21 protein-coding genes are annotated in these 25787 nt (G+C 66.5%); 13 read left to right on the forward strand and 8 right to left on the reverse strand.

Features of this window, described 5'->3' with window-relative positions:
• Window positions 1-5: 5 nt before the first annotated feature.
• On the forward strand, window positions 6-392 hold the full coding sequence (locus ABQZ09_RS01355) for a DUF805 domain-containing protein (protein ID WP_184552449.1): 387 nt from the start codon (window positions 6-8) through the stop codon (window positions 390-392).
• A 120-nt stretch (window positions 393-512) separates the two neighbouring features.
• Here the strand turns inward: ABQZ09_RS01355 and ABQZ09_RS01360 are convergent, their stop codons facing one another.
• Entirely contained in the window at window positions 513-1298 is a 786-nt protein-coding gene (locus tag ABQZ09_RS01360) for a winged helix-turn-helix transcriptional regulator (RefSeq protein WP_228313939.1), read from the reverse strand.
• A 917-nt stretch (window positions 1299-2215) separates the two neighbouring features.
• On the opposite strand from ABQZ09_RS01360, the gene ABQZ09_RS01365 reads away from it, so the two are divergent.
• The 3 genes from ABQZ09_RS01365 (at window position 2216) to ABQZ09_RS01375 (ending at window position 7999) form a co-directional block, all read left to right on the forward strand.
• Window positions 2216-3571, forward strand: a complete 1356-nt coding sequence (locus ABQZ09_RS01365; protein ID WP_349776101.1) for a helix-turn-helix transcriptional regulator — start codon at window positions 2216-2218, stop codon at window positions 3569-3571.
• 210 nt (window positions 3572-3781) lie between these two features.
• The gene (locus ABQZ09_RS01370) at window positions 3782-5650 is read left to right on the forward strand and encodes an ATP-binding protein (protein WP_349775921.1); all 1869 of its coding nucleotides are present in this window, start codon (window positions 3782-3784) and stop codon (window positions 5648-5650) included.
• 24 nt (window positions 5651-5674) lie between these two features.
• Window positions 5675-7999, forward strand: a complete 2325-nt coding sequence (locus ABQZ09_RS01375) for a tetratricopeptide repeat protein (RefSeq protein ID WP_349775922.1) — start codon at window positions 5675-5677, stop codon at window positions 7997-7999.
• Between the two features lie 75 nt (window positions 8000-8074).
• On the opposite strand, the gene ABQZ09_RS01380 is transcribed toward ABQZ09_RS01375, so the two are convergent.
• Window positions 8075-8239, reverse strand: coding sequence for a hypothetical protein (locus ABQZ09_RS01380; RefSeq protein WP_349775923.1), 165 nt, complete (start codon window positions 8237-8239; stop codon window positions 8075-8077).
• A 399-nt stretch (window positions 8240-8638) separates the two neighbouring features.
• Between ABQZ09_RS01380 and ABQZ09_RS01385 the strand changes: the two genes are divergently transcribed.
• From ABQZ09_RS01385 to ABQZ09_RS01415, 7 genes are all read left to right on the forward strand, one after another.
• Window positions 8639-9481 carry an STAS domain-containing protein gene (locus tag ABQZ09_RS01385; RefSeq protein WP_349775924.1) on the forward strand — a complete coding sequence of 281 codons (843 nt, stop codon included), beginning with the start codon at window positions 8639-8641 and terminating at the stop codon, window positions 9479-9481.
• A gap of 1 nt (window position 9482) precedes the next feature.
• On the forward strand, window positions 9483-9845 hold the full coding sequence (locus ABQZ09_RS01390; RefSeq protein ID WP_039410097.1) for an STAS domain-containing protein: 363 nt from the start codon (window positions 9483-9485) through the stop codon (window positions 9843-9845).
• Window positions 9842-10237, forward strand: a complete 396-nt coding sequence (locus ABQZ09_RS01395) for an ATP-binding protein (RefSeq protein ID WP_039410100.1) — start codon at window positions 9842-9844, stop codon at window positions 10235-10237. The genes ABQZ09_RS01390 and ABQZ09_RS01395 overlap by 4 nt, the downstream gene beginning before the upstream one ends.
• Entirely contained in the window at window positions 10228-11238 is a 1011-nt protein-coding gene (locus ABQZ09_RS01400; protein WP_349775925.1) for an ATP-binding protein, read from the forward strand. The genes ABQZ09_RS01395 and ABQZ09_RS01400 overlap by 10 nt, the downstream gene beginning before the upstream one ends.
• Entirely contained in the window at window positions 11235-12104 is an 870-nt protein-coding gene (locus ABQZ09_RS01405; protein ID WP_039410106.1) for a sensor histidine kinase, read from the forward strand. Before ABQZ09_RS01400 ends, ABQZ09_RS01405 begins: the two co-directional genes overlap by 4 nt.
• Window positions 12101-14056: a response regulator gene (locus ABQZ09_RS01410; protein ID WP_349775926.1), complete on the forward strand. Its 1956-nt coding sequence runs from the start codon at window positions 12101-12103 to the stop codon at window positions 14054-14056. The genes ABQZ09_RS01405 and ABQZ09_RS01410 overlap by 4 nt, the downstream gene beginning before the upstream one ends.
• 510 nt (window positions 14057-14566) lie before the next feature.
• Window positions 14567-16933 carry a TonB-dependent receptor gene (locus ABQZ09_RS01415; RefSeq protein ID WP_349775927.1) on the forward strand — a complete coding sequence of 789 codons (2367 nt, stop codon included), beginning with the start codon at window positions 14567-14569 and terminating at the stop codon, window positions 16931-16933.
• A 102-nt stretch (window positions 16934-17035) separates the two neighbouring features.
• Here the strand turns inward: ABQZ09_RS01415 and trxC are convergent, their stop codons facing one another.
• The 6 genes from trxC to ABQZ09_RS01445 form a co-directional block, all read right to left on the reverse strand.
• The gene (gene trxC, locus ABQZ09_RS01420; protein ID WP_184552438.1) at window positions 17036-17482 is read right to left on the reverse strand and encodes a thioredoxin TrxC; all 447 of its coding nucleotides are present in this window, start codon (window positions 17480-17482) and stop codon (window positions 17036-17038) included.
• 170 nt (window positions 17483-17652) lie between these two features.
• The gene (locus tag ABQZ09_RS01425; protein ID WP_039410146.1) at window positions 17653-18018 is read right to left on the reverse strand and encodes a DUF1428 domain-containing protein; all 366 of its coding nucleotides are present in this window, start codon (window positions 18016-18018) and stop codon (window positions 17653-17655) included.
• Between the two features lie 381 nt (window positions 18019-18399).
• Window positions 18400-19524 carry a hybrid sensor histidine kinase/response regulator gene (locus ABQZ09_RS01430; protein ID WP_039410116.1) on the reverse strand — a complete coding sequence of 375 codons (1125 nt, stop codon included), beginning with the start codon at window positions 19522-19524 and terminating at the stop codon, window positions 18400-18402.
• The gene (locus tag ABQZ09_RS01435) at window positions 19521-20105 is read right to left on the reverse strand and encodes a chemotaxis protein CheB (RefSeq protein WP_349775928.1); all 585 of its coding nucleotides are present in this window, start codon (window positions 20103-20105) and stop codon (window positions 19521-19523) included. The genes ABQZ09_RS01430 and ABQZ09_RS01435 overlap by 4 nt, the downstream gene beginning before the upstream one ends.
• Window positions 20102-20950 (reverse strand): CheR family methyltransferase, encoded by an 849-nt coding sequence (locus ABQZ09_RS01440; protein ID WP_184552432.1) that lies wholly within the window; start codon window positions 20948-20950, stop codon window positions 20102-20104. Before ABQZ09_RS01440 ends, ABQZ09_RS01435 begins: the two co-directional genes overlap by 4 nt.
• On the reverse strand, window positions 20923-24093 hold the full coding sequence (locus tag ABQZ09_RS01445) for a response regulator (protein ID WP_228333161.1): 3171 nt from the start codon (window positions 24091-24093) through the stop codon (window positions 20923-20925). The genes ABQZ09_RS01440 and ABQZ09_RS01445 overlap by 28 nt, the downstream gene beginning before the upstream one ends.
• Window positions 24094-24250: 157 nt before the next feature.
• Here ABQZ09_RS01445 and ABQZ09_RS01450 point away from each other — a divergent pair, with 157 nt between their 5' ends.
• Together ABQZ09_RS01450 and ABQZ09_RS01455 are read left to right on the forward strand one after the other, a co-directional pair.
• A complete protein-coding gene (locus ABQZ09_RS01450; protein ID WP_349775929.1) occupies window positions 24251-25414 on the forward strand; it encodes a PAS domain-containing hybrid sensor histidine kinase/response regulator family protein in 1164 nt (387 codons plus the stop codon).
• The gene (locus tag ABQZ09_RS01455) at window positions 25407-25775 is read left to right on the forward strand and encodes a response regulator (RefSeq protein ID WP_349775930.1); all 369 of its coding nucleotides are present in this window, start codon (window positions 25407-25409) and stop codon (window positions 25773-25775) included. Before ABQZ09_RS01450 ends, ABQZ09_RS01455 begins: the two co-directional genes overlap by 8 nt.
• Window positions 25776-25787 lie beyond the last annotated feature (12 nt).

Below are 25787 nucleotides of genomic sequence, written 5' to 3' on the forward strand. Positions count from 1 at the left end.
ACACAATGGAATGGATGTTGTTGCCGCTCAAGCGCTATGCCGACTTCGAAGGGCGTTCGCGTCGCAAGGAATATTGGATGTTCATGCTGTTGCAGGCGATCATCCTGGTCGTCTTGACCATCATGTTCGGTATTGCGGCAGCGGTCATGGGCGGCGACGGCAACCCCGGCCCGCTGGCGTGGCTGGTGTTCGCCATCATGATGATCGTGGTATTGGCGATGATGGTGCCGAGCATCGCGGTGACGGTGCGTCGCCTGCATGACCAGGACAAGTCGGGCTGGTTCTATCTGATCAGCTTCGTGCCGTACGTCGGCGGTCTTGTCGTGCTGGTCTTCATGTGCCTGGAAGGCACGCCCGGCCCGAATCAGTACGGCGAAAACCCGAAGCTGTAAGCAGCTGGTTCAAGCGTGATCGAGCGATGGCGCAGGCATCCCCTGCGCCATCGTCGTTTACGCGGCCGGTTGTCTACGGCGCGGCGCATGGCATGAGGCACGAACTCATCGGCAGCTTGCTCAGCAGGCAGCCGAATGATGCGCAGTGGTTGCACTCAGGCTCTTACCTGGCAAAAGCGGATCCTTGTCTGATGAGGCAAGTTCCAGCTTGTATCCGTGCGAATACACGGTCCGGATACGTACCGCACCACTGTGATTGCACAGCTGCAGTTTCTTGCGCAGCTTGTAGATGTGCTGCTCCATCGTGCGGTCGGTGAATTCGGTGTGGCTACCCCAGACCGCCTTGGCCAACTGGCAGCGGCGGAAGCACACGCCAGGGCTGGAGAACAGGAGCCAGGCAATCGAAAATTCGCGCGAGGTCAGCACGATCGGCTTGCCATGCAGGTAGACGGTGTTTTCCTCGCGCACGAGTTGGTACGGGCCGACACTCAGGTGCTGGGCTTCCTGGCAGGCCTGGGGCGCCGGGCTGACCGCCAACGCCGCACGCACTTGCAGCTCGTGCGAGTTGAATGGGAGCGCTAACACTTCCTGTGCGCCGGACTGGTACCAGGCCAGGATGTCGTTCGGGCAGTCGAACCGCCCCAGCACGATCAGTGGCGTGGGATGGCCGCTGTGGCAGCGCTGCCAGGCCAGCACCGAGCTGTCGTCCGAGGTCACGCAAGTGGCGTCGAAGATCAGCAGCTCGCAGGGCGAATGCCGCAGCGTCCGCAAGAGTTCCAGTTCATCGGAAAACACCGCAACGTGGGGAGTCAGCGGGGCAAGGCTCGCATTGACCTGCGAGGCCAGGCGCGCGTCCTGCGTCAACAGGAAAGCCGATCCCTGCTTCCCGGAGGCGTTGCCGTGCATCAGCCGGCCTTCCCGTGCTGGCACGCAGACAGGCCATGCATTGGATGCCGGCAATGGGCGGTTGGCACCATGTTGAAACCCACATCTCTGGATAAGTGCATCGCCATACCATCGGGCTGCCGGGGGAAGGGTCTGACCGAGGTCGGACGAATGGTATGTACCATTCCAAGGGCAGAAAGTTTCACTGCTGCGCACTTTTCTTCGGGTTCGGGTAGCCGCGCTTTAGCTTGCGCTCATGTATGCGCAATGCAGCTCTTACGCACAGGGCATGCGCGACACGGAAGACGCATAGCGCGCAGTTGGCAGCGCAATCCTGGCGGCTCCAGCTGTGCAGGTGGCTGGGCGCAGCCATGGAATTGGTCATGAGAGGTCTAGACCAGGGTATTGCGATTAGGACACTCGCGCATCGCACTTGGAATAGGTTCGCGGGGTCGGTAACCAGAAAGTGACTTCGGTTATGAGTGGCCGACGCGCGTGCGTTGAATGCTCTGGATCATCACACGTGCCGATGCGATGCGACAGCTAACCGCCCAAAATCCATATCGAGGTGATGTGTTGGCAGACGTTGTGCAACGAGCGCGCAGGAAGTGCCGCCAACGTGTCTTCGATACACGCTCGAATCGGTTGCAATGTCCTGCGCTAGACATTCTCTGGCGTACGCAAACTGTAGCGGCGCTTATGCAAAACGCACGGCAGCGCCGGTGGTGGACAGAGTGAGATTTTTTGATTTTTGCGGTGCTCCCAGGTGAGAAATTCCATTGGATCCGCTGCATACAATCGTTTGCGCCAGCGAGAGCGGCGCGCTGTTGTCATTTGCTCATCCCCCTATGAGAGAGCCCGGCATGATCCTTTCCACCTACTTCGCAGCGATTTCTGCCTTGTCGTACGCAGATCGTCTTCCTACCTATACAAGCAGGATGCTGGTTGGTGCCTGGCCGCAAGGTCTGCAACATCTTCAACAACGCCGTGATGGACAGGCCGCGCCCGAGGGAACCGACGATGAGGTCGCCCTGCTCGGTGCCAGCGGCGATGCGTTGTTGATCCTGGAGTACCAGGAAGAGGCCGAAGATGCCTACCGCCACGCACTGAAGGCAATGCGTGGCCATCAGCGGCAACTGCGGCTGCTCTCCTGCCGCAATACCGCGTGGTTGATGCTCAGCCAGCGCCGACTCAGCGCTGCATTGAACTGCTTCGCGCAGCTGGCGATGGATCGCGATACCCCCGCCTGCCTGGGCGGCGAGAGCCTGCTGGGCAAGGCGCTGACCCATTTCCACCTTGGCCAGAGCACGCTGGCACTGCAGACCCTGGAGCGGGCGCACGAGGTGCTGGCGGAGCTGGAAAGCGGAGCCTCGGACTGGCTGCGGATCACCACCGCGTTGCGGCTGGACATGATTGCGCAGTTGCGCATCCGCCGTGCCGACCGCATGAGCGACCACGTGTTCTGGCAGGCCACGCTGCGCCAGGACGATGCCGCGCATGCGTTCGAGCCCAGCGAACTGCGGGCCTGCATTGCCGATCTTGCCGAGAGCATGCCGGTGCTTGCGCAGCGCATGCGGCATGTCCGCAACCTGCTGCGGATTGCCGGCGGCGACACGTTCGGTTTCGACGCCCAGATCGATGCATTGCCGGCGGCGGCGAACGGCTGCCCGCCGTGCGCACGACAGGATGCGCAGGTGGAGCTGGCGCTGGCGGCGCTGGCGGTGGGCCGGGCCGATCTGGCCGAGCGTGCGCTGGCCGGCGCCGGGCGGCATCACGCGCCACGCTGGAATCTGGAGTACGAGTATTGCCAGGCCAAGATCAGCCAGGCGCTGGGTCGTACCGAACAGGCCTTGCTGCTGTACAACCGCTACGCGCTGGGTGCGGTGCAATGCCTGCGCAGCGAAGTGCAGGCGCCGCGGCTGCTGGAAAGCGGCACGCCTGCGCATGTGAGCGACGACATCTCCGCGCGGTTGCCGGCCAAGTACCGGCGCGCGTATAGCTACATGATCACCAACGCGCACCGCTCGGATCTGTCGATCAATGAAGTCGCCGCGCAGATCGGGGTGACCGGGCGCGCGCTGCAGCAGGCGTTCAAGTCGGCCACCGGGCTGTCGCCGACCCAGGTCCTGCGGCGTTACCGCATGCAGAGCATCCGCGACGAACTGCTGGCCGACGGCGGATGCGGCAGTGTGCTGCAGGCGGCCAGCCGCTGGGGCGTTGGCAGTCGTTCAGCGCTGGCCAAGGGGTACCGCCAGCACTTCAACGAGGCGCCGATGGAAACCTTGCAGCGCTAGTCGAGCCGGCCGCGGCCCGGTGCGCATGCCGGGCCGTGGCGCGTCGTTTTCGATGACCGGAGACAGGCGCCGTTGGCTGTACGCACGGTAGGGCAGGAGCCGAAGTGAGACGTGCGTACAAGATGGCCAGCGGCTATCCTTGCCGGCTCGCACTGCCATCAGGAGGCGCGTCCGAGGACGGGCGTGGCCGCCAAGGAAACGACGACGATCATGCAAGATCCCATCTCCGAGGCGACGGACGCCTCACAGATCCGCCGCGCCGGCGTCGATCTCAATGGACTGATGTCCGTCCTCAGCAAGCATCTGTATTCCACGCCGGTGGTCGCGCTGCGCGAGCTGGTGCAGAACGCGCACGATTCGATTCTGCGCCGCCGCCTGGAGCAGCCTGATTGGCATGGCGAGTCGCGTATCCATGTGCAGGCCGATCCGGCGCAGGGCATCGTGCGCATCATCGATACCGGTGCCGGGCTCACCCAGCAGGAAATCCACGACTATCTGGCCACCGTCGGGGTGGGATACACCCGCGGGCTGCGTCAGGGCGGGCATGAAGACAGCGGTTTGATCGGCATGTTCGGGCTGGGGTTCTTGTCTGCCTTCGTGCTGGCACGGCGCGTCACCGTGCGCACCACCTCCTACCAGAGCCCGACGTTGGGCCATTGCTACATCTCCAGCAATGCCGAGCACTACACGGTGAGCCCGATTCCGGCGCGTGCCCAGGTGGGCACCGAGGTGGTGCTGGAACTGCATGAGCAATATCTGCCATTGGCGCTGCAGGGGCGGCTGCACGAGATCCTGTCGCGTTACTGCGCATTGCTGCGCGAGCCGATCTGGGTCGGCGCCGATGCGCAGCCGATCAATCCCGAGCCGCCGCCGTGGCGCACGCACGATGCGGTGCCGCTGCATCCGGTGCAGGCGTGGCGCCGGCAACGCGAGTTCGCGGCACGCTTCGAGCGCAACTTCGAACCGCTCTGCTGCATGCCGGTACGTGCCGACGATGGCAGCGATGCGGTGGGCCTGCTGTGGGTGCAGGACGGCGCAACCTATGGCACCAGCGACAACCGCAATCTGTCGGTGTTTTTGCGTGGCATGTTGCTGGACGACAATGCGCGCGAACTGCTGCCACCGTGGGCGGGCTTCATCGGCGGGGTGATCGAATCCAACCGCCTGACCCCGACCGCAAGCCGCGAGGATCTGCAGCGCGACACGGTTTACAGCGCGGTGCAGCATGCCTTGTCCGAGGCGCTGGTGCAGGGGCTGGCGGAGGTGGCGCGCCAGCAACCGGAGGCGTGGCGCCGCATCCTGTTGCGGCACAACGAAGCATTGCTAGGCGCGGCGCTGTGCGATGAGCGCCTGTTCGAACTGCTGCTGGAACACGTGCGCGTACCCACCTCGCAGGGCGACCTGCCGGCGCAGCAGTTGCCGGCGCGTGGCGCGGTGCATGTGATCCTCGACAGCGACGGCGGTTTCGAGGAAATGTTGTTCCGTGCGATGGGCGTGCCGGTGGCCTATGGAAACCGCTATGCGGTGGTGCCGTTCCTGCGTCGCTGGGCGCAGGCCAAGGGCGTGCGGCTGGTCGAACTGGGCACCGAGCACGGCAACCGCCAACTGTTCCATCTGGACACGTTGCCGGCCGACGAACTGGCGTGGCTGGAACAGCACCTGGGCGATGGCGAAGCCCTGGTGCCGGCGCGCTTCAGCCCCGAAGAACTGCCGCTGGTGGTGGTGCCCGACCGCGAGGCCGAGCTCAAACGCCGGCTGGAGCAGGACGAAAACGACAAGCGGGTGTCCACCGCCGCATTGCGGCTGGCGCGCCAGTTCACCGCGCGCATCGAAGCACGTCAGACCCAGCGGCTGTATCTCAATCTGGACAACCCGGCGTTGCAGGCATTGCTGGCCGCGCAGCGCGCCGGCAACCCCCAGGCAGCGGTTGCCGCGCGTCTGCTGCGCTCGCTCAAAGTGATCGTGTCGGCACAGGGGCGCACGCAGCCGCCGCCCGGCGGCAGCGCGTCGGGCGGTCCGGATCTCAACCAGGCGTTCGGCGATCTTGCCGGGGCCGTGACGCAATTGCTGGCGCGCTGAGCGCCGCACTGAAGGACGCACGCGATGGAAATCTGGAACTGGGTGGAAAAGCTGCAGGACGACCTGGGCGACGCCGGGCAGCCGCAGAACGCGCAGCTGCTGACGCGCCTGACCGACCATATCTGCGATCTGCAAATCGAGCGCGCCGAGGCCCTGTTGCCCGAGGCGCGTGCGCTGGGCAAGACGCTCGCCAACCCGTGGCTGGAGGTGTTCGTCGGCCACTGGGAGATGCGCAACCGGGTCGGCAATCTGTGCGAGGGCGAGCGTGCGCTGGGCGATGCGGTGGCCTTGTTCGAGCGGGCGCACCGTGCCGATGCAGTGGAGTGCCCGCAATCGGTGTGCGTGACGCAGGACCTGGCGGCGTGCTACGCCAATATCGATGGCCCCGGCTGGGTGCAGGAGCGTATCGAGGTCTGCGACGAAACCCTGGGCCGCATCGACCCGAGCTGGTCGTGCTATCAGTGCCTGAGCTGCGAAAAGGCCGATGCCCTGCTCGACGACGGTCGTGGCGACGCTGCACTGGCGTACCTGGATCAACAATCGCAGGCCATCGTTGCGCACAGCGGCGAGATCTTTGATGGCGTGCCGGACATGCGCATCTCGATCCTGCTGTCGCTGGGGCGTGCAGACGAGGCGCTGGCTCTGATCGAACAACGCGAACGCGACGCGGCGCGCGAAGGCGCGGAGTGGGCCAATTGCAGTCAGCCACGTCGCTTGCAGAAGGCGCGCGCGCTGGCCATGTTGCATCGCGATGACGAAGCGATGGAGTCGCTGCTGCCGTGGCGCGAGGTGGCGCCGCGGTATCGCCTGCACTGGCTGCGCGCGGTGGCGGTGCTGGTCGCGCGCGCGCCTGCACGCAACACCTGGGATCTGGGCAGCCGCCTGCAGCTGATGCTCGATCATTACGCGCAGGTCGGCGCCCATCGCATTCTGATCGAGGCGGCCGAGCTGGCGATCGACCTGGCACTGCAGCGCGGCGCGGTGTGGACCGCGCGCCGGCATCTGGTCCTGGCACGCACGCATGCGTCCAAGCTGCGCCAGGACCGTGGCGCGACGCAGGCGCTGGATGGCTGGGCCGCGCGTATCGAGGCGGCCTCCACCGGCGAGGCGCCACCGGTGCCAGCCGCACAGTTGCTGGCGTGGTTGAACGCGCAGGGCGACGAGGTGGTGCGTAACCCGGAGCGTGAAGCGCAATGGCTGTTGCAGGCGGCCGACGAGCGCCCCGACGACGCCGAGTTGGTCGACACCGCGGCATCGGCGCTGAGCGCCTGCGCGGCGGACGAGCAGGCCATCGCGCTGCTGTGGTCTTTCGTGCAGCGGCATGCCGACCACGAAACCAGTCCGACCTTCCGCCTGATGAATTTATTGCTGGGCCGTGGCGACGATGCCGGTGTGCGCCGCCTGGCGCTGCTGTATCGCCCGCAGGTGCCGGTGGTGGCGTTGTGGTGCGAGGCGCAACTGGCCCAGCGGCTGGCCGACTGGCCGGCGCTGGAGCAGGCCTGCACGGCGCTGCTGGAACTTTCCCCGGGCTCGCATGGCGCGCGCGGATTGCTGGCGCGCATGTATCTCACCATCGGCCGTTTTACCGAGGCGGCCGCGGTGTATCGCCAGTTGATCGCGCTGATGGAGGAGCCACGTTCGGCGTACTGGGACCACATGACCGCGGCCAGCGCCGCGCAGGACTGGGACGCGGTGCGGGCCTCGGCAGCGGCGATCGGCATGGAACTGAGCAGCACCAGCGGGGTGGTCGAGGAAGACTGGGGCTGGGTGATCGTGCGTTGCGTCGACGATGGCGAAGTGGCCGAGTACTACGCGCGCCGCACCGGTCCGGTGACGGCGCGCATCATCGAAAACGCGCCCGCGCACCGCCGCCAGCATGTGGGCGATTGGGTCGTGTTCGATGCCGAGTTGCTGTACCCGGCGCCGGACGACGACGCCGAGCGCGAGCGCTTCGTGCCGACCTATGCGCAGGTGCACGTGCTGCAGACCGGCGGCTACGGCAGCAGCTGGCTGGTGGATGGTGTGGACCCGGGAGAAGAGGTGGTCGAGGCCTTGCGTGCCGACCTGGAGATGCGTGGATGGAAGCTGTGGCGGCATAGCCGCGCGGACTACCGCGTGGTCGACCCGGAACACCCGGAGGCGTTCGATCCGGAGGACCCCACCTCGGGTCTGCCGGGAGTGTTGTTCACGGTGGCGCTTCCGGAAAACGTCTCGCCGCAGGAATTGCATCGCGTCTTGCGGTGTACGACCTCGCGCTGGTCGCACCCGATGTGCTGGCTGCGCCTGGCCGAGGCCTGCGATCAGGATCCGCGCCCGCATCTGGATGCGGTGGAGCGCTACGGGCTGTAGGGCAGCCGGTGGGTCACACGCTGCGCTGGCTGCGAGGCTGCCGCATCCAGCGGCACCCTTGCAGCATGCCGACGATCAACTGCGCTTGCCGTAGCGCTCCAGCCAGTGCGCGCAGGAGGCCGGCAGCACCCACGACGGGCGTACCTGGCCCAGTGCCAGTGCCGCCGGAGACGGCCACTGCGGGTTGGCCAGGTGCGCACGGCCGATCATCACCAGCGCCATCTGCCCGTCGGCCGCCACCTGGTCTGCTTCGTGCGGGTCCTGGACGAGGCAACCGGCAACTACGCCTCGCGGCCGTCGACTTCGGGAACGCGCCGATGCGAAGGACGGATGCAGGGTGGTGCCGTTCGCACCGATGCAGCAGGACAGAGGCACGCCGCCGTCGCGGCGGCCCGCTCCGGACGTCATCGATGCGCCGCGCGGGCGTTGTCTGCAGGCGTGGCCCGGCGCACGTTCGATGGTGGCGCTGCAATGTCAAACTGCCGCGGTGGCGTCCTCTGACCGCTACAGATTTGCGTGCTGGTTGCCGAATCTGAATTGCTTTACTCTGCTGCGCATCGGCGTGGGGGCGCCGCGTCGGACAGGGCGCAGTCCAGCCCGCATGCCCAGCCTCTCTACTTTTACTTGGCGGGTGATCTCATGGTGGCACTGCAGCAGCGCTCGATCGACGCGATTCGTGACCAGGAAGCCGCGTTGCTGGCCGCCTGGCTGGGGTCGGGCCTTGGCAACGATGCGCGCATCTCGCGGCAGGATCTGCAGGCCCAGGGCGCGGACTTCCTGCGCTTGCTGGTCGCCTCGCTGAAGGACGACGGCAGCAGTCTCGACAGCGCCGAGTGGAGCGAAGTGCGGCGCTTCCTGGAGACGCTTTCGCGCGATCGCGCCACGCGCGGCTTCGATTCGCAGGAAACCGCCAACTTCATTTTCTCGCTCAAACGCGTGCTGTTCGAACTGGTGCAGCGCCAATACGCCAGCACGCCGGATGACCTCGGGCAGCAGCTGTGGGCGCTGTCCGAACTGCTCGACCGCCTGGGTCTGTACACCGTCAAGGCGTTCCAGAAGACCCGCGAAGACATCATCGTGCGGCAGCAGGAAGAGATGCTGGAGCTGTCCACGCCGGTGGTGAAACTGTGGGAGGGCGTGCTGGCGCTGCCGATGATCGGCACGCTGGATTCGCAACGTACCCAGGTGGTGATGGAATCGCTGTTGCAGCGCATCGTCGACACCGGTTCGGAAATCGCCATCATCGACATCACAGGCGTGCCCACCGTGGACACGCTGGTGGCGCAGCATCTGCTCAAGACCGTCACCGCGATCCGGTTGATGGGCGCCGATGCCATCATCAGCGGCGTGCGCCCGCAGATTGCGCAGACCATCGTGCATCTGGGGCTGGATCTGCAGGGCATCGTGACCAAGGCCAACCTGGCCGACGCGTTGGCGCTGGCGCTCAAGCGCACCGGCCTGACCGTCAGCAGGGCAGACTGACATGGAGCGCATCCCGATCCTGCGGATGGGCAACCTGTTGCTGGTCACCATCCAGGTGGACATGCATGACCAGCTCGCGCTGCAACTGCAGGAAGACCTGTCGGAAAAGATCAGCGCCACCTCGGCGCGTGGCGTGCTGATCGACATCTCCGCGCTGGATATCGTCGATTCGTTCATCGGCCGCATGATCAGCACCATCTCCGGGCTGGCCGCGCTGATGGGCGCCAGGACCGTGGTGGTCGGCATGCAGCCGGCGGTGGCGATCACCCTGGTCGAGCTGGGCCTGACCCTGCCTTCGGTGCGCACCGCGCTCGATGTCGAACGCGGCATGCGGCTGCTGCAACAACCCAACGCATCGTCATGAGCGCCGGCTCGCAACCGGTGCGCACCGAGCAGGATGTGGTGCTGGCGCGGCAGACCGTGCGCAAGCTGGTGGTGCAGTGCGGCCTGCGCTTGGTCGACCAGACCAAGCTGGTCACCGCCGCCAGCGAGCTGGCGCGCAATACGGTGATCTATGGCGGCGGCGGCGACATGGACTGGGCGGTGGTGGAAAGCGGCATCCGCAAGGGCGTGCAGCTGACCTTCCGCGACGACGGCCCGGGCATCCCCGATCTGGAACTTGCGCTCACCGACGGCTGGACCTCCGGCAGCGGGCTGGGCCTGGGCCTGTCCGGCAGCCGGCGGCTAGTGGACGACTTCGTGCTGGACAGCGCTGCGGGGAAGGGCACGCGCATCACCATCACCAAATGGAAGTGAATGTTGCCGGTGCGCTCACCCAGGTCATCCGTGTCGAGGAAGTGACCCAGGTGGGGCAGGTGCGCCGCGATGCGGTGGCGCTTGCCCAGGCCAGCGGATTCGACCAGGACGCCTGCGGACGTGTTGCGCTGGTCGCCACCGAGCTGTGCACCAACCTGCTCAATCACGGCGGCGGCGGGCAACTGCACCTGTGCACCGTGGCCGGGCGCGGTGGCCTCGGCGTGGAGCTGTGTTCGATCGACTGGGGCCCGGGCTTCGTGCTCGCCGATTGTCTGCCGGACGGCTATTCCACCGGCAGCACACCGGGCAACGGCCTGGGTGCGGTGCAGCGGCATGCCGCGGTGCTGGACGCGTATTCGGACGCCACCGGCGCGGTGGTGCTGGCGCGGGTGTATGCCGATGCGCAGGCCACGCCCGACCTGCCGTATGGCGCGATCCGGCTCCCGCTGCACACCGAAGTGGTGTGCGGCGATGGCTGGCACCTGGGCGTCGATGGGTCACGTGTGACGGTCACCATGATCGATGGTCTGGGCCATGGGCCGGGCGCGGTCGATGCCGCCGATGCCGGCATCCGGGTGGCGGCGACGGCCAGCGGTGAGCCTGGCGAGCGCATCGCGCGACTGCATGCGGGCATGTGCGGCACCCGTGGCGGTGCGGCGGCGGTCATGCAGTTCGACGGCAGCAGCGGGCAGGTGCGCTTTGCCGGCGTCGGTAATCTCGGTGCGGCGCTCTGCGATGGCGATGGCGCGCGCGGCATGCCCTCGCATCCGGGCATCGTGGGGGTGCAATTTCGCAAGGCGCAGCCGTTCGATTTTCCGCAGGCCGCCGGCAAGTTGCTGGTGATGCACAGCGACGGCCTGCAATCGCGCTGGAACCTGCGCGACCACCCTGCGCTGTTGTCGCGCCATCCACGCATCATCGCCGCCGTGCTGTTGCGCGACTACGCGCGCGGCCGCGACGATGCCTGCGTCTTCGTCATGCGCCTGGGAGGCATGCAATGAATTCATCCGATGCGGCATCGGGCCACGCGGCTGACACCGAACTTGCCACCTTGCGCCAGCAGAACCAGGCCTTGCGCGAGGAGCTGGAAGAAACCAACCAGGGCGTGCTGGCCCTGTATGCCGAGCTCGATCAGCAGGCCGAGCAGCTGCGCGAGGTGTCCGAGCTAAAGAGCCGGTTCCTGTCGTACATGAGCCACGAATTCCGCACCCCGCTGGGCTCGATCCTGAGCATCACGCGGCTGCTGGAAGATGGCATGGACGGCCCGCTCAACGACGAACAACTCAAGCAGGTGCGCTTTGTCAGCGCGTCGGCGCGCGAGCTCACCGAGATGGTGGACGACCTGCTGGACCTGGCCAAGATCGAGGCCGGCCGCATCACCATTTCGCCGGGTTGGTTCGACCTGATGGACCTGTTCGCCGCGCTGCGCGGCATGTTTCGCCCGCTCACCGATGTCGGCACCACCACGCTGATCTTCGAAGATCCGCCGGTGCTGCCGATGCTCTATACCGACGACAAGAAGCTGGCGCAGATCCTGCGCAACTTCATTTCCAATGCGCTCAAGTTCACCCCGCAAGGCCACGTGCGCGTGCTGGCGCAGCTGGAAGGCGACAGCCACGTGCGCTTCAGCGTGCAGGACACCGGTATCGGCATTGCGCCCGAGCTTCACGATGCGTTGTTCGAGGATTTTGTACAGGTGGACTCGCCGCTGCAGAAGCGCCTGACCGGGACGGGGCTGGGGCTGTCGATCTGCAAGCGCTTCGCCGAGCTGCTGGGCGGCCGGGTGGGCATCAACAGCGTGGTCGGGCAGGGCTCGGAATTTTTCGTGGTGTTGCCGGTGACGCTGGCAGCGGAGAACGCAACGTGAGCAGCAGGCAGCACATTCTGGTCGTCGACGACAACGCGGTGACGCGGTATTCGGTGCGGCGCGTGCTCGAACACCATCGGTTCGTGGTCGAGGAGGCCGGCACCGGCGCCGAGGGTCTGGCCAAGCTGGCCGCGCAGTCGTTTGCCGGCGTGGTGCTGGACGTCAACCTTCCGGACATGAGCGGCTTCGACATCGTGCGCACCTTGCGCGCCGAGCCACGCACCGCGTTGCTGCCGGTGGTGCATGTGTCGGCCGCCTCGATCGCCACCGGCGACATGATCACCGGCCTGGATGCAGGTGCCGATGCGTACCTGATCCATCCGGTCGACCCCAACGTGCTGGTCGCCACCTTGCGTACGTTGTTGCGCGCGCGCAACGCCGAGGAGGCACTGCGGGTCAGCGAGGCACGCTTTCGCGAGATGTTCGAACACATCAGCGCGCCGATTGCGGTGGTCGATGCCAACCTGCAGACACACGAACTCAATGCGGCCTTCCAGCGCCTGATCGGCAGCGCCACGCCGGGCGAGGCGATTCGCGCGGCCGGGCTGGATCAGGCGGCCACGGTGCAGGCGCTGACCACCGCACTGGCCCGGCGTGAACGCTGGAGCGGCGCGGTGTCGCTCCTGCGCGAGGGCAAGCTGTGCGAGACCGAATGGCGGGTGTCGCCGTACCGCGAGCCGGACCTGGGCCTGCTGCTGGTGGAAGATGTCACCGAACAACGCCTGCGCGAGCGCGAACAGCGCCAGGAGCTGGATACCGCCACCACCGAACTGGCGCACCAGATCGCCGAGCGCCAGCGCACCGAAATCCAGCTGCTGCAGGCGCAGAAGATGGAAGCGTTGGGCAAGCTCACCGGCGGCATCGCGCATGACTTCAACAACCTGCTGACCAGCATCATTTCCGGCCTGGACATGATCCAGCTGGCGGTGGAATCCAACCGCATCGAGCGGGTGCCGCGGCTGGCCGAGATCGCCACCGGATCGGCGCACCGTGCAGCGGCACTGACCCAGCGCATGCTGGCGTTTGCGCGCAAGCAATCGCTGGATGCGCAACCATTCGACGTCAACCTGCGGGTGCGCTCGCTGGAAGACATGCTGCACCGTTCCATCGGCGAGAACATCGCCTTGGAGCTGGAGCTGGCCGATGGCTCGCTGGTGGCGATTGCCGACGCCAACCAGCTCGAGAACGTGGTGCTCAACCTGGTGATCAACGCCCGCGACGCACTGCAGGGGCACGGCACCATCCGTGTGCAGACGGCCGCCTATACCGCGCACCAGGACCCCGAGCTGGAGGACGGCGAATACGTGGCGGTGAACGTCATCGACAACGGCAGCGGCATCGCACCGGCCATCCTCAGCCAGGTCTTCGAGCCGTTCTTCACCACCAAGCCGATCGGCGAAGGCACCGGGCTGGGCCTGTCGATGACCTACGGGTTTGCGCGCCAGTCCGGTGGCACCGCGCGGATCAGCAGCGAGGTCGGGCAGGGCACCACGGTGGCGTTGCTGCTGCCGCGGGGGCTGTCGGCAGGCGAGGTGGCACCGGCGCCGGCGCCGAGCACGCCGCGCGCGCGCAACGAGCGCATCCTGCTGGTGGACGATACCGATGTGGTGCGCATGATGGTGAGCGAGGTGCTCAGCGACGCCGGGTATCAGGTGGTCGAAGCCGAAGACGCTACCGGTGCGTTGGAGCAGCTGCGCAGCGATGTGCCGATCGACCTGGTGGTGTCCGATGTCGGTCTGCCGGGCATGAACGGGCGCGACATGGCCGATGTGGCGCGCACGTTGCGGCCCGCGTTGCCGATCCTGTTCGTCACCGGCTACGCCGAAAACGCAATCACCCGGCAGGAATTTCTGGCCGACGGCATGGCCCTGCTGCCCAAGCCCTTCAGCCTCAACGACCTGCTCAACACGGTCGGGCAGATGCTCGACAGCAGCGCGCAGGCGCGCACGTAGGGCGCAGCGGCGCGCGCCGCTGCGGTTGCCGCGGCCTCACCGCCAATGGCGCCGCAGCGCGATGGCGCGCTTGTTTGGCTCGCATGGCGTTGTGTCTGCCACGGGCTGCGCAGTGCCAGGCAACCGCGATGCGGCGATACGGCGCCACCGAGGCACCGGCGTCGTCGCGCACCAACGTGGCCGCCAGAAAGTGACTCTCCTTGGCGACCACTGCCAGGCCTGCCTTTTCGCGGGCTGCCAGTGTTTCAAGACAGTTCTCCGATGCTCAGCCCTGGCGCGGCGCCAGCCCGGCCAGCATGACAGCTCGCGACCGGGCGAGGCAGGAGGGTGCGAGGTGCTGCGCGGGCGTGGCATGGCGTCCGCGACCGCACCGATCTGCGTCGGTGGACGTCTGCCACGCCGCTGCAACATTGCTGACATATCGTGCGCGCGGCGCCATGCTGCGCCTCCCTCCGGCATGCCCATGCCGAACGCACTCACTTCCGCGTCTCATCCCAAGGATCCTCCCGCATGTCGTTGTACTCGTCTGTCTCCCCGTCGCTGACGTCCGCCGCCCCGCACGCCGCTGCTCGTAGCATCGCTCCGCAGCGCACGCCGCTGGCGCGTGCCTGCGCCGGCCTGCTGCTGGCCTCGATGGCGGCCGCCGCATCGGCGCAGCAAACGCCGAGCAGCCAGGGCGAGGGCAGCCCGACCGCGCTGGATGCCGTCACCGTCACCGCCGAGCACCGCGAGCAGAACCTGCAGGAGGTGCCGGTGTCGGTGGGCGTGGTGCAAGGCGCGGCGATGCGCGAGTACACCGCCGGTGGCGACGACACGCTGCTGGCGCTGTCCGGCCGCGTGCCGGGCTTCTATGCCGAGACCACGACCGGGCGCATCTTCCCGCGCTTCTATATCCGCGGCCTGGGCAATATCGACTTCTACCTCGGCGCCTCGCAGCCGGTGTCCATCATCCAGGACGACGTGGTGCTGGAGCACGTGGTGCTCAAGTCCAACCCGGTCTACGACGTGGACCAGATCGAAGTGCTGCGCGGCCCGCAAGGCACTCTGTTCGGCCGCAATACCACCGCCGGCATCGTCAAGTTCGACACCGTCAAACCGGGCGATACCTATACCGGCCGTCTCGATGCCAGCTACGGCAGCTACAACACTGTGTCGCTGGACGGCGGTTTCGGTGGGCCGATCAACGACGTGCTGTCGTTCCGCGTGTCGGCCCTGTACCAGCACCGCGACGATTGGGTGGACAACACCTTTGCCGGCAGCAGCGCCGATGGCACGCGTACCCCGCGCAAGGACGCGATGGGCGGCTACAACGACCGCAACGTGCGCCTGCAGGTGCTGCTCAAGCCCAGCGAAGCGTTCTCGCTGCTGGGCTCGGTGCACACGCGCGACTACGACGGCACCTCCACGCTGTTCCTGCGCAACGCGGTCACCCGCGGCAGCGACAAGGTCGATGTGCCGCGCGACCGCGTGGCTTACGATGAAGCGCACGACAACCCGCAGGCCTATCAAACCGATGGCGGCTCGATCAAGGCGGTCTACGATTTCGGTGGCGTGTCGCTGACCTCCATCACCGCCTACGAAACCACCTCCGGCTTCAGCCGTGGCGACACCGATGGCGGCGCGGCTGCCAATTTCCCGGTCAACGGCGTGCCCAACGGGTTCGGCCAGTCGATGGGGCAGATCCGCGACCTGGACCAGTACACCCAGGAGTTGCGCCTGGCCAGCGAAGGCGACGCCGCACTGCAATGGCAGATGGGCGCGTTCTATTTCGATGGCCGCGACACCACCGATTTCTATCAGCGTGCCTTCTTCCTGCAGACCGCCGCGCGCAACCCGAACAACTGGGTGCGCCTGCGCAACACCAATACCTCGTGGGCCGGCTTCGGCCAGCTCAGCTACAAGGCCACCGACGCGCTGACGCTCACCGCCGGCATCCGCCAGACCAAGGACACCAAGCAAACCCGCCTGCTCAAGACCGCCGATACCGCCGCCGGTGCGGTGACCTACCGTGGCCGTCGCGACGTGCGCATGTCCGACACCCAGCCCAGCTGGGACCTGAGCGCGATGTATGCAATCGACCCGCAGCTGAGCGTATACGCACGCGTGGCACGCGGCTTCCGTGGCCCCACCATCCAGGGCCGCAGCGCAGTGTTCAATTCGGATTTCACCACCGCCGATTCGGAAACCATCCTGTCGTGGGAGGCCGGCATCAAGAGCAGCCTGTTCGACAATCGCCTGCGGTTGAATGTCAGCGGCTTCACCTACACCGTCGATGACATCCAGCTCAACGGCAACGACTCGGACGGCAATGGTGTGCTGTTCAATGCCGACAAGGCCAAGGCCTACGGTCTGGAAGCGGACCTGGACTGGCGCCCGATCTCCAACCTCTCGCTGACCGCCGGCCTGAGCCTGCTGCACAGCGAAATCAACGACAAGCGCGTGTTCGCGCAGGCCTGCGCGCTCAATGGCGTGGTGGTGTGCACGGTCAACGATCCCACCATCCGCGTGGGCGCCAACACCTTTGCGCAGATCGACGGCAACCCGCTGCCCAACGCGCCCAAGTACAACCTCAACCTGGCTGCGCGCTACGACATCCCCATGGGCAACGATGGCGCGTTCTTCGTGTCCACCGACTGGAACAAGCAGGGCGAGACCAGCTTCGTGCTGTACGACTCCACCGAGTTCCGCGCCGACGGCAACTTCGAAGGCGGCCTCAAGCTGGGTTACACCGGCGGCTACGGAGCATGGGAAGTGGCGGCGTTTGCGCGCAACATCACCAACGAAAAGAACGTCAAGGGCGTGATCGAGAACTACATGGCGGCGGTGTACAACGAGCCGCGTATCGTGGGCGTGTCGGTCAACGTCAACTGGCAATGATGGGTTGACACCTTGAGTGCAGTCACTGCGGCGGATGCGTCGCAGTGATAGTTGCCGTGTGTCCACAGGTCAGCTGCGTGCATGCGCAGCTGGCCTGTTGCCTCACCGCTTGCTCAGGACCGACCGCACCCAGCTGACGATCTGCGCACTGCTCACTGCGCCGGAATGCCGGCCGATCTCATGCCCGCCCTGGATGGCCAGCAACGTGGGGATGCTGCGGATGCCAAAGCGCGTGCCCAGCGCCGGATGCAGGTCGGTGTCCACCTTGGCCAGCCGCACCTGTGGCTCCAGCGTGGCGGCGGCTGCGGCAAATTGCGGCGCCATGCTCAGGCACGGCCCGCACCACGGTGCCCAGAAATCCACCACCAGCGGCAGCGTGCTGCGTACCGCGTGCTTGTCGAAGTCGGCCGCCGACAAGGCGACCGGCGCGCGCTGGAACAGCGGCCGGTGGCAGCTGCCGCAGTTGGGCGCCTCGTGCAGGCGCGTGGCCGCCACGCGGTTCATCGCCGCGCAGCTGGGGCAGGCGATCAGAAGCGGTGCGTCGGTCATGCAGTGATCTCCGATGGTCAGGCAGTCCAGCGGCGGCGCCCTCGCCGCGCGCGCAACGGCGCACCGCCAGTGTACCGATCACGGCGCAGACGCTTGTGTGCAACACCGCAGGCGAGCTGGCACTGCCGATGGCGGCATGCAGCTGGCATGACGCCATCGCACGGCATCACTCAGGCCGGTTGGCCCAAGGCCACCACCGGCACGAAGCCGCCATAGATCATGCGCTTGCCATCGAACGGCATCGGGTTGACGGCCGGGTCCATGCGCGGGTCGTCCATCATCTTGCGCATGCCGGCATCGCGGGTGGCCTTGTCCGGCCATTCGATCCACGAGAACACCACGGTTTCGTCGTCGGTGGCATCGACCGCACGCTGGAAGTCGGTCCATTGCCCCTGCTGGACGTCGTCGCCCCAGCACTCCACCACGCGGAGTGCGCCGTATTCCATGATGATTGCATCGCCCATGCGGGCGTGCGCGATAAATGCATCCTTGTTCGCTCTGGGGACTGCAAGGACGAAACCATCCACATACGACATGACCACCTCCGCTGACATGACGCACGGCGTGCGCCTGATGATGACGAGACAGATCCTGATGCTGGAGCGGGGGGCGGCAGGAGTGGGGCGGCGTCATGACGCCGGTGCGCTTGCTGGCGAGCATACGGCGCATTGCGTTGCCGAGCACTGCTCGCGCTCGCATAAGACGTGTGCCGTGTCGAGCTCGCCCGGCGGGCAATTGCCCGCCGATCACTGCCGGATTTAGCAACGGATCAGTCCGCCAGCGGCAGCGCACGGCCGCGCGTCAGGCGGCCCGGCCGCCGTTGCCGCCGTCGACAAATGCATCAAGCACGGAGCTGCATTGGCCACGCGCGATGGTGCAGGCACGCGCGGTCTTACCCAGCGCAACGCCTGCGGCGGTTATGCCGCCAGGTTGTGCCGCCGCAGCCTGGCTTCGAACACCACGTCGCCGTCCTCGTTGCGGGCCTGCAGCGTGCCGCCGTGTGCCTTGACGAACTGATCGGCAATGAACAGCCCCAGGCCCAAGCCCTGGCTGGCGTGGAAACTCGCCTTGAACGGTTCGAACAGGCGCGGCATCAGGCTGTCGGGAATGTGCCCGGCGTTGCGCACCGACAGCCGCACGACGTCGCGCTCGCGGCCGTCCAGATGCACCTGCACCGGGTGGCGGCCGCCGTGCAGCACTGCGTTGCCCACCAGATTGGAGACGACCTGCGCCAGCCGGTCGCCATCGCCGTCGCCATCCAGGTCGCCCTCGGTGCGCAGGTCGATAGTGGTATGCGGGTTGGCCTGGGCCACCTCGCCGACCACGCTGTGCGCCACCTCGCCGAGGTTGCAGGGACCAAACTGCATCGACAATCCATCGGTGCGCAGGCGCGAGAAATCCAGCAACTGTTCGACCATGCGCGCCATGCGCCGTGCGCTGTTTTCCAGGTGTTCGAGCGTGCGCGCCGCCGAACCGTCGGCATCCACGTCCAGGCTCAGCTTGTCGGCGCATAGCAGGATCACCGACAGCGGCGTGCGCAGGTCGTGGGTGAGCACCGCCATCATGGTTTCATTGAGGGTGAGCGCACGTTCCAGTGAAGCATTGCGTGCCTTGAGCAGCCGCCGCTGCTGATACAACTCGATGAACACGTTGACCTTGCTCAGGATCACATGCGGTTCGATCGGCTTGTGCAGGAAATCCACCGCGCCGGTCTCGTACCCCTGGAAGGCACGCATCGGATCGTTCGGCGAGGCGGTCAGGAAAATAATCGGCACATGCCGGGTGCGCTGCGAACCGCGCATCAATTCCGCCAGCGAAAAACCGTCCATCTCCGGCATGTGCACATCGAGCAGTGCCAGCGCCACATCGTGTTCGAGCAGCAACTCCAATGCCTGCGCACCGGACGATGCGCACAGCACCTGGATGCCGTCGCGCTGCAACAGCGCCTGCATGGCCACCAGGTTCTGCGGCACGTCATCGACGATCAACAGCTTGGCGGGTTCGTCGCTGTGTGCAGCGAGGCCGGTCGCGGTGAGGTTCATGGATGAAAGGTTTCCAGTCGGCTGCAGATCGCCTGCAGGGTCAGCACCGCATCGGCACCGGCGTGGGCAAGTGCAGAGGCGGGCATCAGCGGGGAGGCGGCATCGTCGGGCAGCTGGATCCAGGCGGTGCCGCCGGCCGCGCGCACGGCGGCGACACCGGCGCTGCCGTCGCTGCTGGCGCCGGTGAGCAGGATCGCCAGCAGGCGCTCGGCAAACACGTCCGCGGCCGATTCGAACAACGGGTCGATGGCCGGGCGCGAAAACAGCACCGGCGCATCCATCGACAGCGCCAGGCTGTCGCGGGTTTCCACCAGCAGATGGTAGTCGGGCGGGGCAATGGTGACCGTGCCGGGCAGCAAGGGTTGCTTGTCCTCGGCCTCGCGCACCGGTAGCGCGCAGCGCGCATCCAGCAGTTCGGCCACGTGGCTGGTGCGGTCGCGCGGCAGATGCAGCACCACCAGGACCGGCACCGGCAGCTTGGCGGGCAGGCGCGACAACAGCGCCTGCAACGCCATCACACCGCCGGCGGATGCGCCGATCACCATCGCCTCGAAGGGCGGATGCGCCGCTGCAGTGCTCATGCGGCCTTCCGGTACAGGCGCTGCTCGCGTGCGCAGGTCTCGAACGCCTGTGCATGCGCGCCGAACTGCAGCGATTCCTTGCTGCCCAGCCCGAGAAACCCGCGGTGCACCAGCGCATCGAAGAACAGGCCCACTGCGCGATCCTGCAGGCTGCGGTTGAAATAGATCAGCACGTTGCGGCACGACACCAGATGCACTTCGGAAAACACCGTGTCGGTGGCCAGGCTGTGATCGGCGAAGACGATGTTGCGCTTCAGGCGGCGGTCGAACACCGCACCGTCGTAGGCGGTGGTGTAGTAATCCGACAGCGAGCCACGGCCGCCGGCCTCCAGGTAGTTGCGGCTGAACTGCGCAATGCGGTCGATGCCATAGGCACCGGCCTCGGCCATGTTCAGCGCCTCCGGATTGATGTCGGTGGCATAGATCACCGCCCGCTCCAGCAGGCCTTCCTCGTGCAGCAGGATCGCCAGCGACCAGACTTCTTCGCCGGTGCTGCATCCGGCCACCCACAGCTTGATCGAGGGATAGGTGCGCAGGACCGGCACCGCATGCTCGCGCAGCACGCGGAAGTAGGCCGGGTCGCGGAACATTTCCGAGACCTGCACGGTGAAGAACTGCATCGCCTGCGCAAACGCATCCGGTTCGTGCAGCAGCCGGTGTTGCAGATCGGCCACCCGCTCGCACTCGAAGCGCGCCATCGCGTGACGCATACGTCGCCGCAGCGACGACACCGCGTAGTCGCGGAAGTCGTAGTGATAGCGCTGGTAGACCGCTTCCAGCAGTACGCGCAGCTCCAGGTCGAACAGCTCCACCGGAGTCATTGCCGCGAGCACCACACGCGGCACAGCGACACCAGCTTGTCCACGTCGATGGGCTTGGCGATGTAGTCGTTGGCGCCGGCCTCCAGGCAGCGTTCGCGGTCGTCGGCCATCGCCTTGGCGGTCAGGGCGATGATCGGCAGGTCCTGCCACTGACGGTTGGCGCGGATCTGCCGCATCGCGGTGATGCCATCCATCTCCGGCATCATGATGTCCATCAGCACCAGGTCAACGTCGTGCTTGGCCAGATGCTCCAACGCCTCGCGGCCATTGCGTGCGATCTGCAGCGTGACGCCCAGCGGTTCGAGCACGCTGGACAGCGCAAAGATGTTGCGCACATCGTCTTCGGCCAGCAGCACCGTTGCGCCGTCCAGCACGGCATCGCGTCGGCGCGCTTCGCGGAGCAGGCGTTGCTGGTCGCTCGGCAGCGAGGCTTCCACGCTGTGCAGGAACAGCGTCACTTCGTCGAGCAGCCGTTCCGGCGACCGCACGCCCTTGATGATGATGCTCTTGGAATACCGGCGCAGGCGCTGTTCTTCGTCGCGCGTCAAGGCACGGCCGGTGTAGACGATCACCGGCGGGAAGGCAACCGCATCGTTGCCGGCCATGCGTTCCAGCAGGTCGTAGCCGCTGCCGTCCGGCAGGGCCAGGTCGGTCACCATGCAGTCGAAGGTGGAGCCGGCCAGCTGCTCCATCGCCTCGGCAATGCTGCCGACCGCCACGATGTCCAGCTGATCGCGCGCCAGCAGCAATTGCAGGTTCGCGCGCAGCGCGCTGTCGTCTTCGACGATCAGCAGGCGCCGCACCGCACGCGCATTGGTTTCTTCCAGCTGGCGGATCGCGCCGGCAAGCAACTCGCGCGTGGCCGGCTTGATCAGATATCCCACCGCACCCAGCTCCAGTGCAATCTGGCTGCGCTCCAGCGCCGACACCACATGCACCGGGATATGGCGCGTGGCCGGGTCGCGCTTGAGGCGTTCGAGCACGCTCAGCCCGGAGGCGTCCGGCAGTCCGATGTCCAGCAGGATGCCGCTGGGGCGCAGTTCGCCGGCAAGGCGGAGCGCTTCTTCGGCATTGGGCGCGACCACGCAATCGAAGTCCAGTTCATGCGCCAGATCGACCAGGGCCTGCGCAAACCGGGTCTCGTCTTCCACCGCCATGATCAGCCGCCCGGGGCGCGTACGCTGGTCGCGATCGTCGTCTGCACGTTGCAGCGGCGCGGCGCTGGGCGCAGGAATCGGCAGCGGCTGCGGCGGGCTGGCGATGGCGACGGCCTCGCGGCTGCGCGCGGGCACGCGGGCGCCGTCGTGCGGGTGCCGCTGCGCCGTGGTGACGGGGGGCGATGCGGTGGCCGCGCCGGGTGCCTGGGCCGCAGTGTCGGTCTCTGCGGGTGCGCCGTCGACGGGCAGTTCCAGCGTGAAGCAGCTGCCGCGTCCCGGTTCGCTGTCCACCGCGATGCTGCCACCCATGCGTTGCGCAAGGTCGCGCGAGATCGACAGGCCCAGCCCGGTGCCGCCATAGCGCCGCCGCGTGCTGCCATCGGCCTGACGGAATGCCTCGAAGATCACCTCCGTCTGTTCGCGCGCGATGCCGATACCGGTGTCGTTGACCTTGAACAGCACGCGTCCTGGCGCATGCGCCTGCACCGACAGGCTCACCGTGCCGTGCTCGGTGAACTTGATTGCATTGGCCAGCAGGTTCTTGAGGATCTGCTGCAGACGTTGGTTGTCCACCACCAGCTGGGTCGGCGCACCGGCGTCGGCGCCGATCTCCAGGCTCAGGCCCTTTTGCCGCGCCAACGGTTCGAAGGTCTCGCGCAGACGCTGCAGCACCGAACCGGTCGCCACGGTTTCGTCGGCCAGCTCCACGTGCCCGGCTTCAATCTTGGACAGGTCCAGGATGTCGTTGATCAGCGCAAGCAGATCGTTGTTGGACGACAGGATTGCCTGGGCGTACTTGACCTGTTCGGTGCTGAGCGTGCCGTCCTTGTTGTCGGCCAGCAGCTTGGCCAGGATCAGTGCGCTATTGAGCGGAGTGCGCAGCTCATGCGACATATTGGCCAGAAACTCGGACTTGTAGCGCGAGGCGGTGGACAACTCGTTGCTGTTGCGCACCAGCTGATTCTGCGCGATCAACAAGGCCTGTTTCTGTGCCTCCAGCGCCTGGGTGCGTTCTTCCAGCTGCACGTTGGTCTGTTCCAGCTCGGCCTGCTGTTGCTCCAGATCGCTCTGCGATTGCTGCAGGCTGCGGCTTTGTTCTTCCAGCTCTTCGTTGGCAACACGCAGTTCTTCCTGCTGCGTCTGCAGCTCTTCGCTCTGGCGTTGGGTCTCTTCCAGCAAGGCCACCAGCTGCGCACGCAGCAGCGCGGTGCGCAGCGCCAGGCCGATGTTTTCACCGCAACGGGCAAGCAGCTCCTGTTCGCGCGAACCGGCCGTCTGCGCGTCGGTGACGCGGCCCAGTTCCACCAGGCCGATCACACGACCGTCGGCGGTGACCGGCGCCAGCAGCAGTTCCGTGCATCCGCTCTGGCCCAGCCCGGAGGCTATCTGCAGATGCCCGGCCTCCACCCCACGCACCCGGCGCACCGTGCCACGCTGCAGCACCTCGCCCCATTGGCCGGCATTGGTCGGTAGGGTCTTCGGGATGTCTTCCGGCAGCGCTGCGCCGCCGGTGAGCCGCAAGCGCTCGCCTTCGATGCGATACAGCGCGCCCACCTGCGCGTCCAGCGTGTCGCACAGCGCGCGCAGGGCGGCGTCGGCCAGATCTTCCGGGCTTTGATCGCCGCGCAGGCTCGCCTCGACGGTGTTTTCCGCCTGCTGCAGCCACAGCGCGAATTCGGCCTGGCGCCGGGCACGGATTGCCTGCGTCACCACCAGCGCCATCGCCAGGAATGACACGCCACCGATGCTGCGGTTGATCGAGGAAAAACTTGAATTGGTGCTCGCCGGCGCCAGCTGGAACCCGATCGCCAGCAGCACGCACGACAGCACACCCACCACCAGCGGCGCTTGCGGACGATTCTGGAAGACGGTCACGCCCACGGCCATGAAATAGGTCAGCCACACCGCATAACCCAGGGGCGTTACCAACTCCACGCCCAGGGTTCCCGCCATCAAGGCCCCCGCGATGACCCACACCCAGCGGTCGCGTGTGGTCGAGATGTTCTGCATGAGGCGCACGCACTGACGAGGGGGGGCGGTCATGGTATCCGATAACTTTCACGCGCCAATCGCCGGGTTTTTGACGCTTTTGCGGCCGGGTTGGCTTGCACGTACCCTTCACGGCGACGTCACTAACGTCGCGCGTTTTTCCGGGAACCTCGCGAAAATGGGTACGGAAACGGTCATCGACAACGCGGGCCCGCTGTCGCACGACAGCCGGCAGTGCCAGCTGTTGGTGCAGAGCGTTTCCGATTACGCCATCTATATGCTCGACATCGGCGGGTATGTTCGCAGCTGGAACCCGGGCGGCGAGCGGATCAAGGGCTATTCCGCCGCCGAAGTGCTCGGCTCGCATTTTTCGCGTTTCTATCTTCCCGAAGACGTGCAGCGCGACGAGCCCACCCGCAACCTGGAAATTGCCAAGCGCCAGGGGCGCCTTGCCGCCGAAGGTTGGCGTGTGCGCAAGGACGGCAGCCGTTTCTGGGCCAGCGTGGTGATCGAGCCGGTGCTGGAATTCGGCGTGCTGGTGGGGTTTGCCAAGATCACCCGTGACATCACCGAGCGCCATGAAGCGCAGCGCCTGCTGCAACATGCGCAGGAGGCCTTGTTGCACTCGCAGAAAACCGAGGCGCTGGGCCGGCTGACGCTGGGCATGGCGCACGACTTCAATAACCTGCTGACCGTGATGGTGACCAGCCTCGACCTGATCGCGCTGCGCGCCGGCGAGGATGCGCGCACCCGCATGTTGGTGGAGGCCGCACAGACCGCCGTGGATCGCGGCACCCTGCTGACGCGCCAGTTGCTTGCGTTTGCGCGCGGCCAGCGCCTGATTCCGGAACGTCACGCGGCCAACGCGGTGGTGACGCGCTCGCTGGAATTGTTGCGCCGCGCCTGCCCCGCCGGAGTCGGGTTGTCGCTGGCCTTCGCCGATGCGCTGCCGGATGTGCGCGTGGACCCCGGGCAGCTGGAAGCGGCCCTGCTCAATCTTGTCTTCAACAGCTGCGATGCAATGCCCGGCGGTGGCGCGATCGAGCTGACTACTGCCGCGCAACGGCGGGTGGCGCCCTCGGATCCGCACGGCGTGCCGCGTGCATACGTCGGCATCGCGGTGCGCGACGACGGCCCCGGCATGTCGGCGCGGGTGGCGCGTTGCGCCAGCGAGCCGTTTTTCACCACCAAGGACGTCGGCAAGGGCTCCGGCCTGGGATTGAGCCAGGTGTATGGCTTCGCTTCCCAATCCGGCGGCTTTGTCGAGCTCGACACCGCACCCGGGTGCGGCACCACCGTGACCCTGTTTCTTCCGGCCATCGAGGAGGCCGAGCATGACTGAATCCCTGCGCCTGTTGATGGTGGAAGATCAAGAAGAACTGCGCGAGTTGATCGGCGAGGCGCTGCGCGATGCCGGCATCAGTGTCGACACCGCCGACGACGGGCATGCTGCATTGCGCATGCTGCGCGACAGCGGCCCCTACGATGTGGTGTTCAGCGACATCCGCATGCCCAACGGCATGTCGGGTATCGAACTGAGCGAGCAGGTGGCGCAACTGCTGCCGGACGCTCGCGTCATCCTGGCTTCGGGCTTTGCCAAGGCGCAGTTGCCGCCACTGCCGCCGCACGTGGATTTCCTGCCCAAACCCTATCGCCTGCGTCAGCTCATCGACATGCTGAAGGCCGCTGCCGCCAGCGCCTGAGCGCGTGCGGCA

The organism is Xanthomonas sp. WHRI 6106, assembly GCF_040202405.1.
In the GTDB taxonomy this organism is placed as follows: Bacteria; Pseudomonadota; Gammaproteobacteria; order Xanthomonadales; family Xanthomonadaceae; genus Xanthomonas; species Xanthomonas cannabis.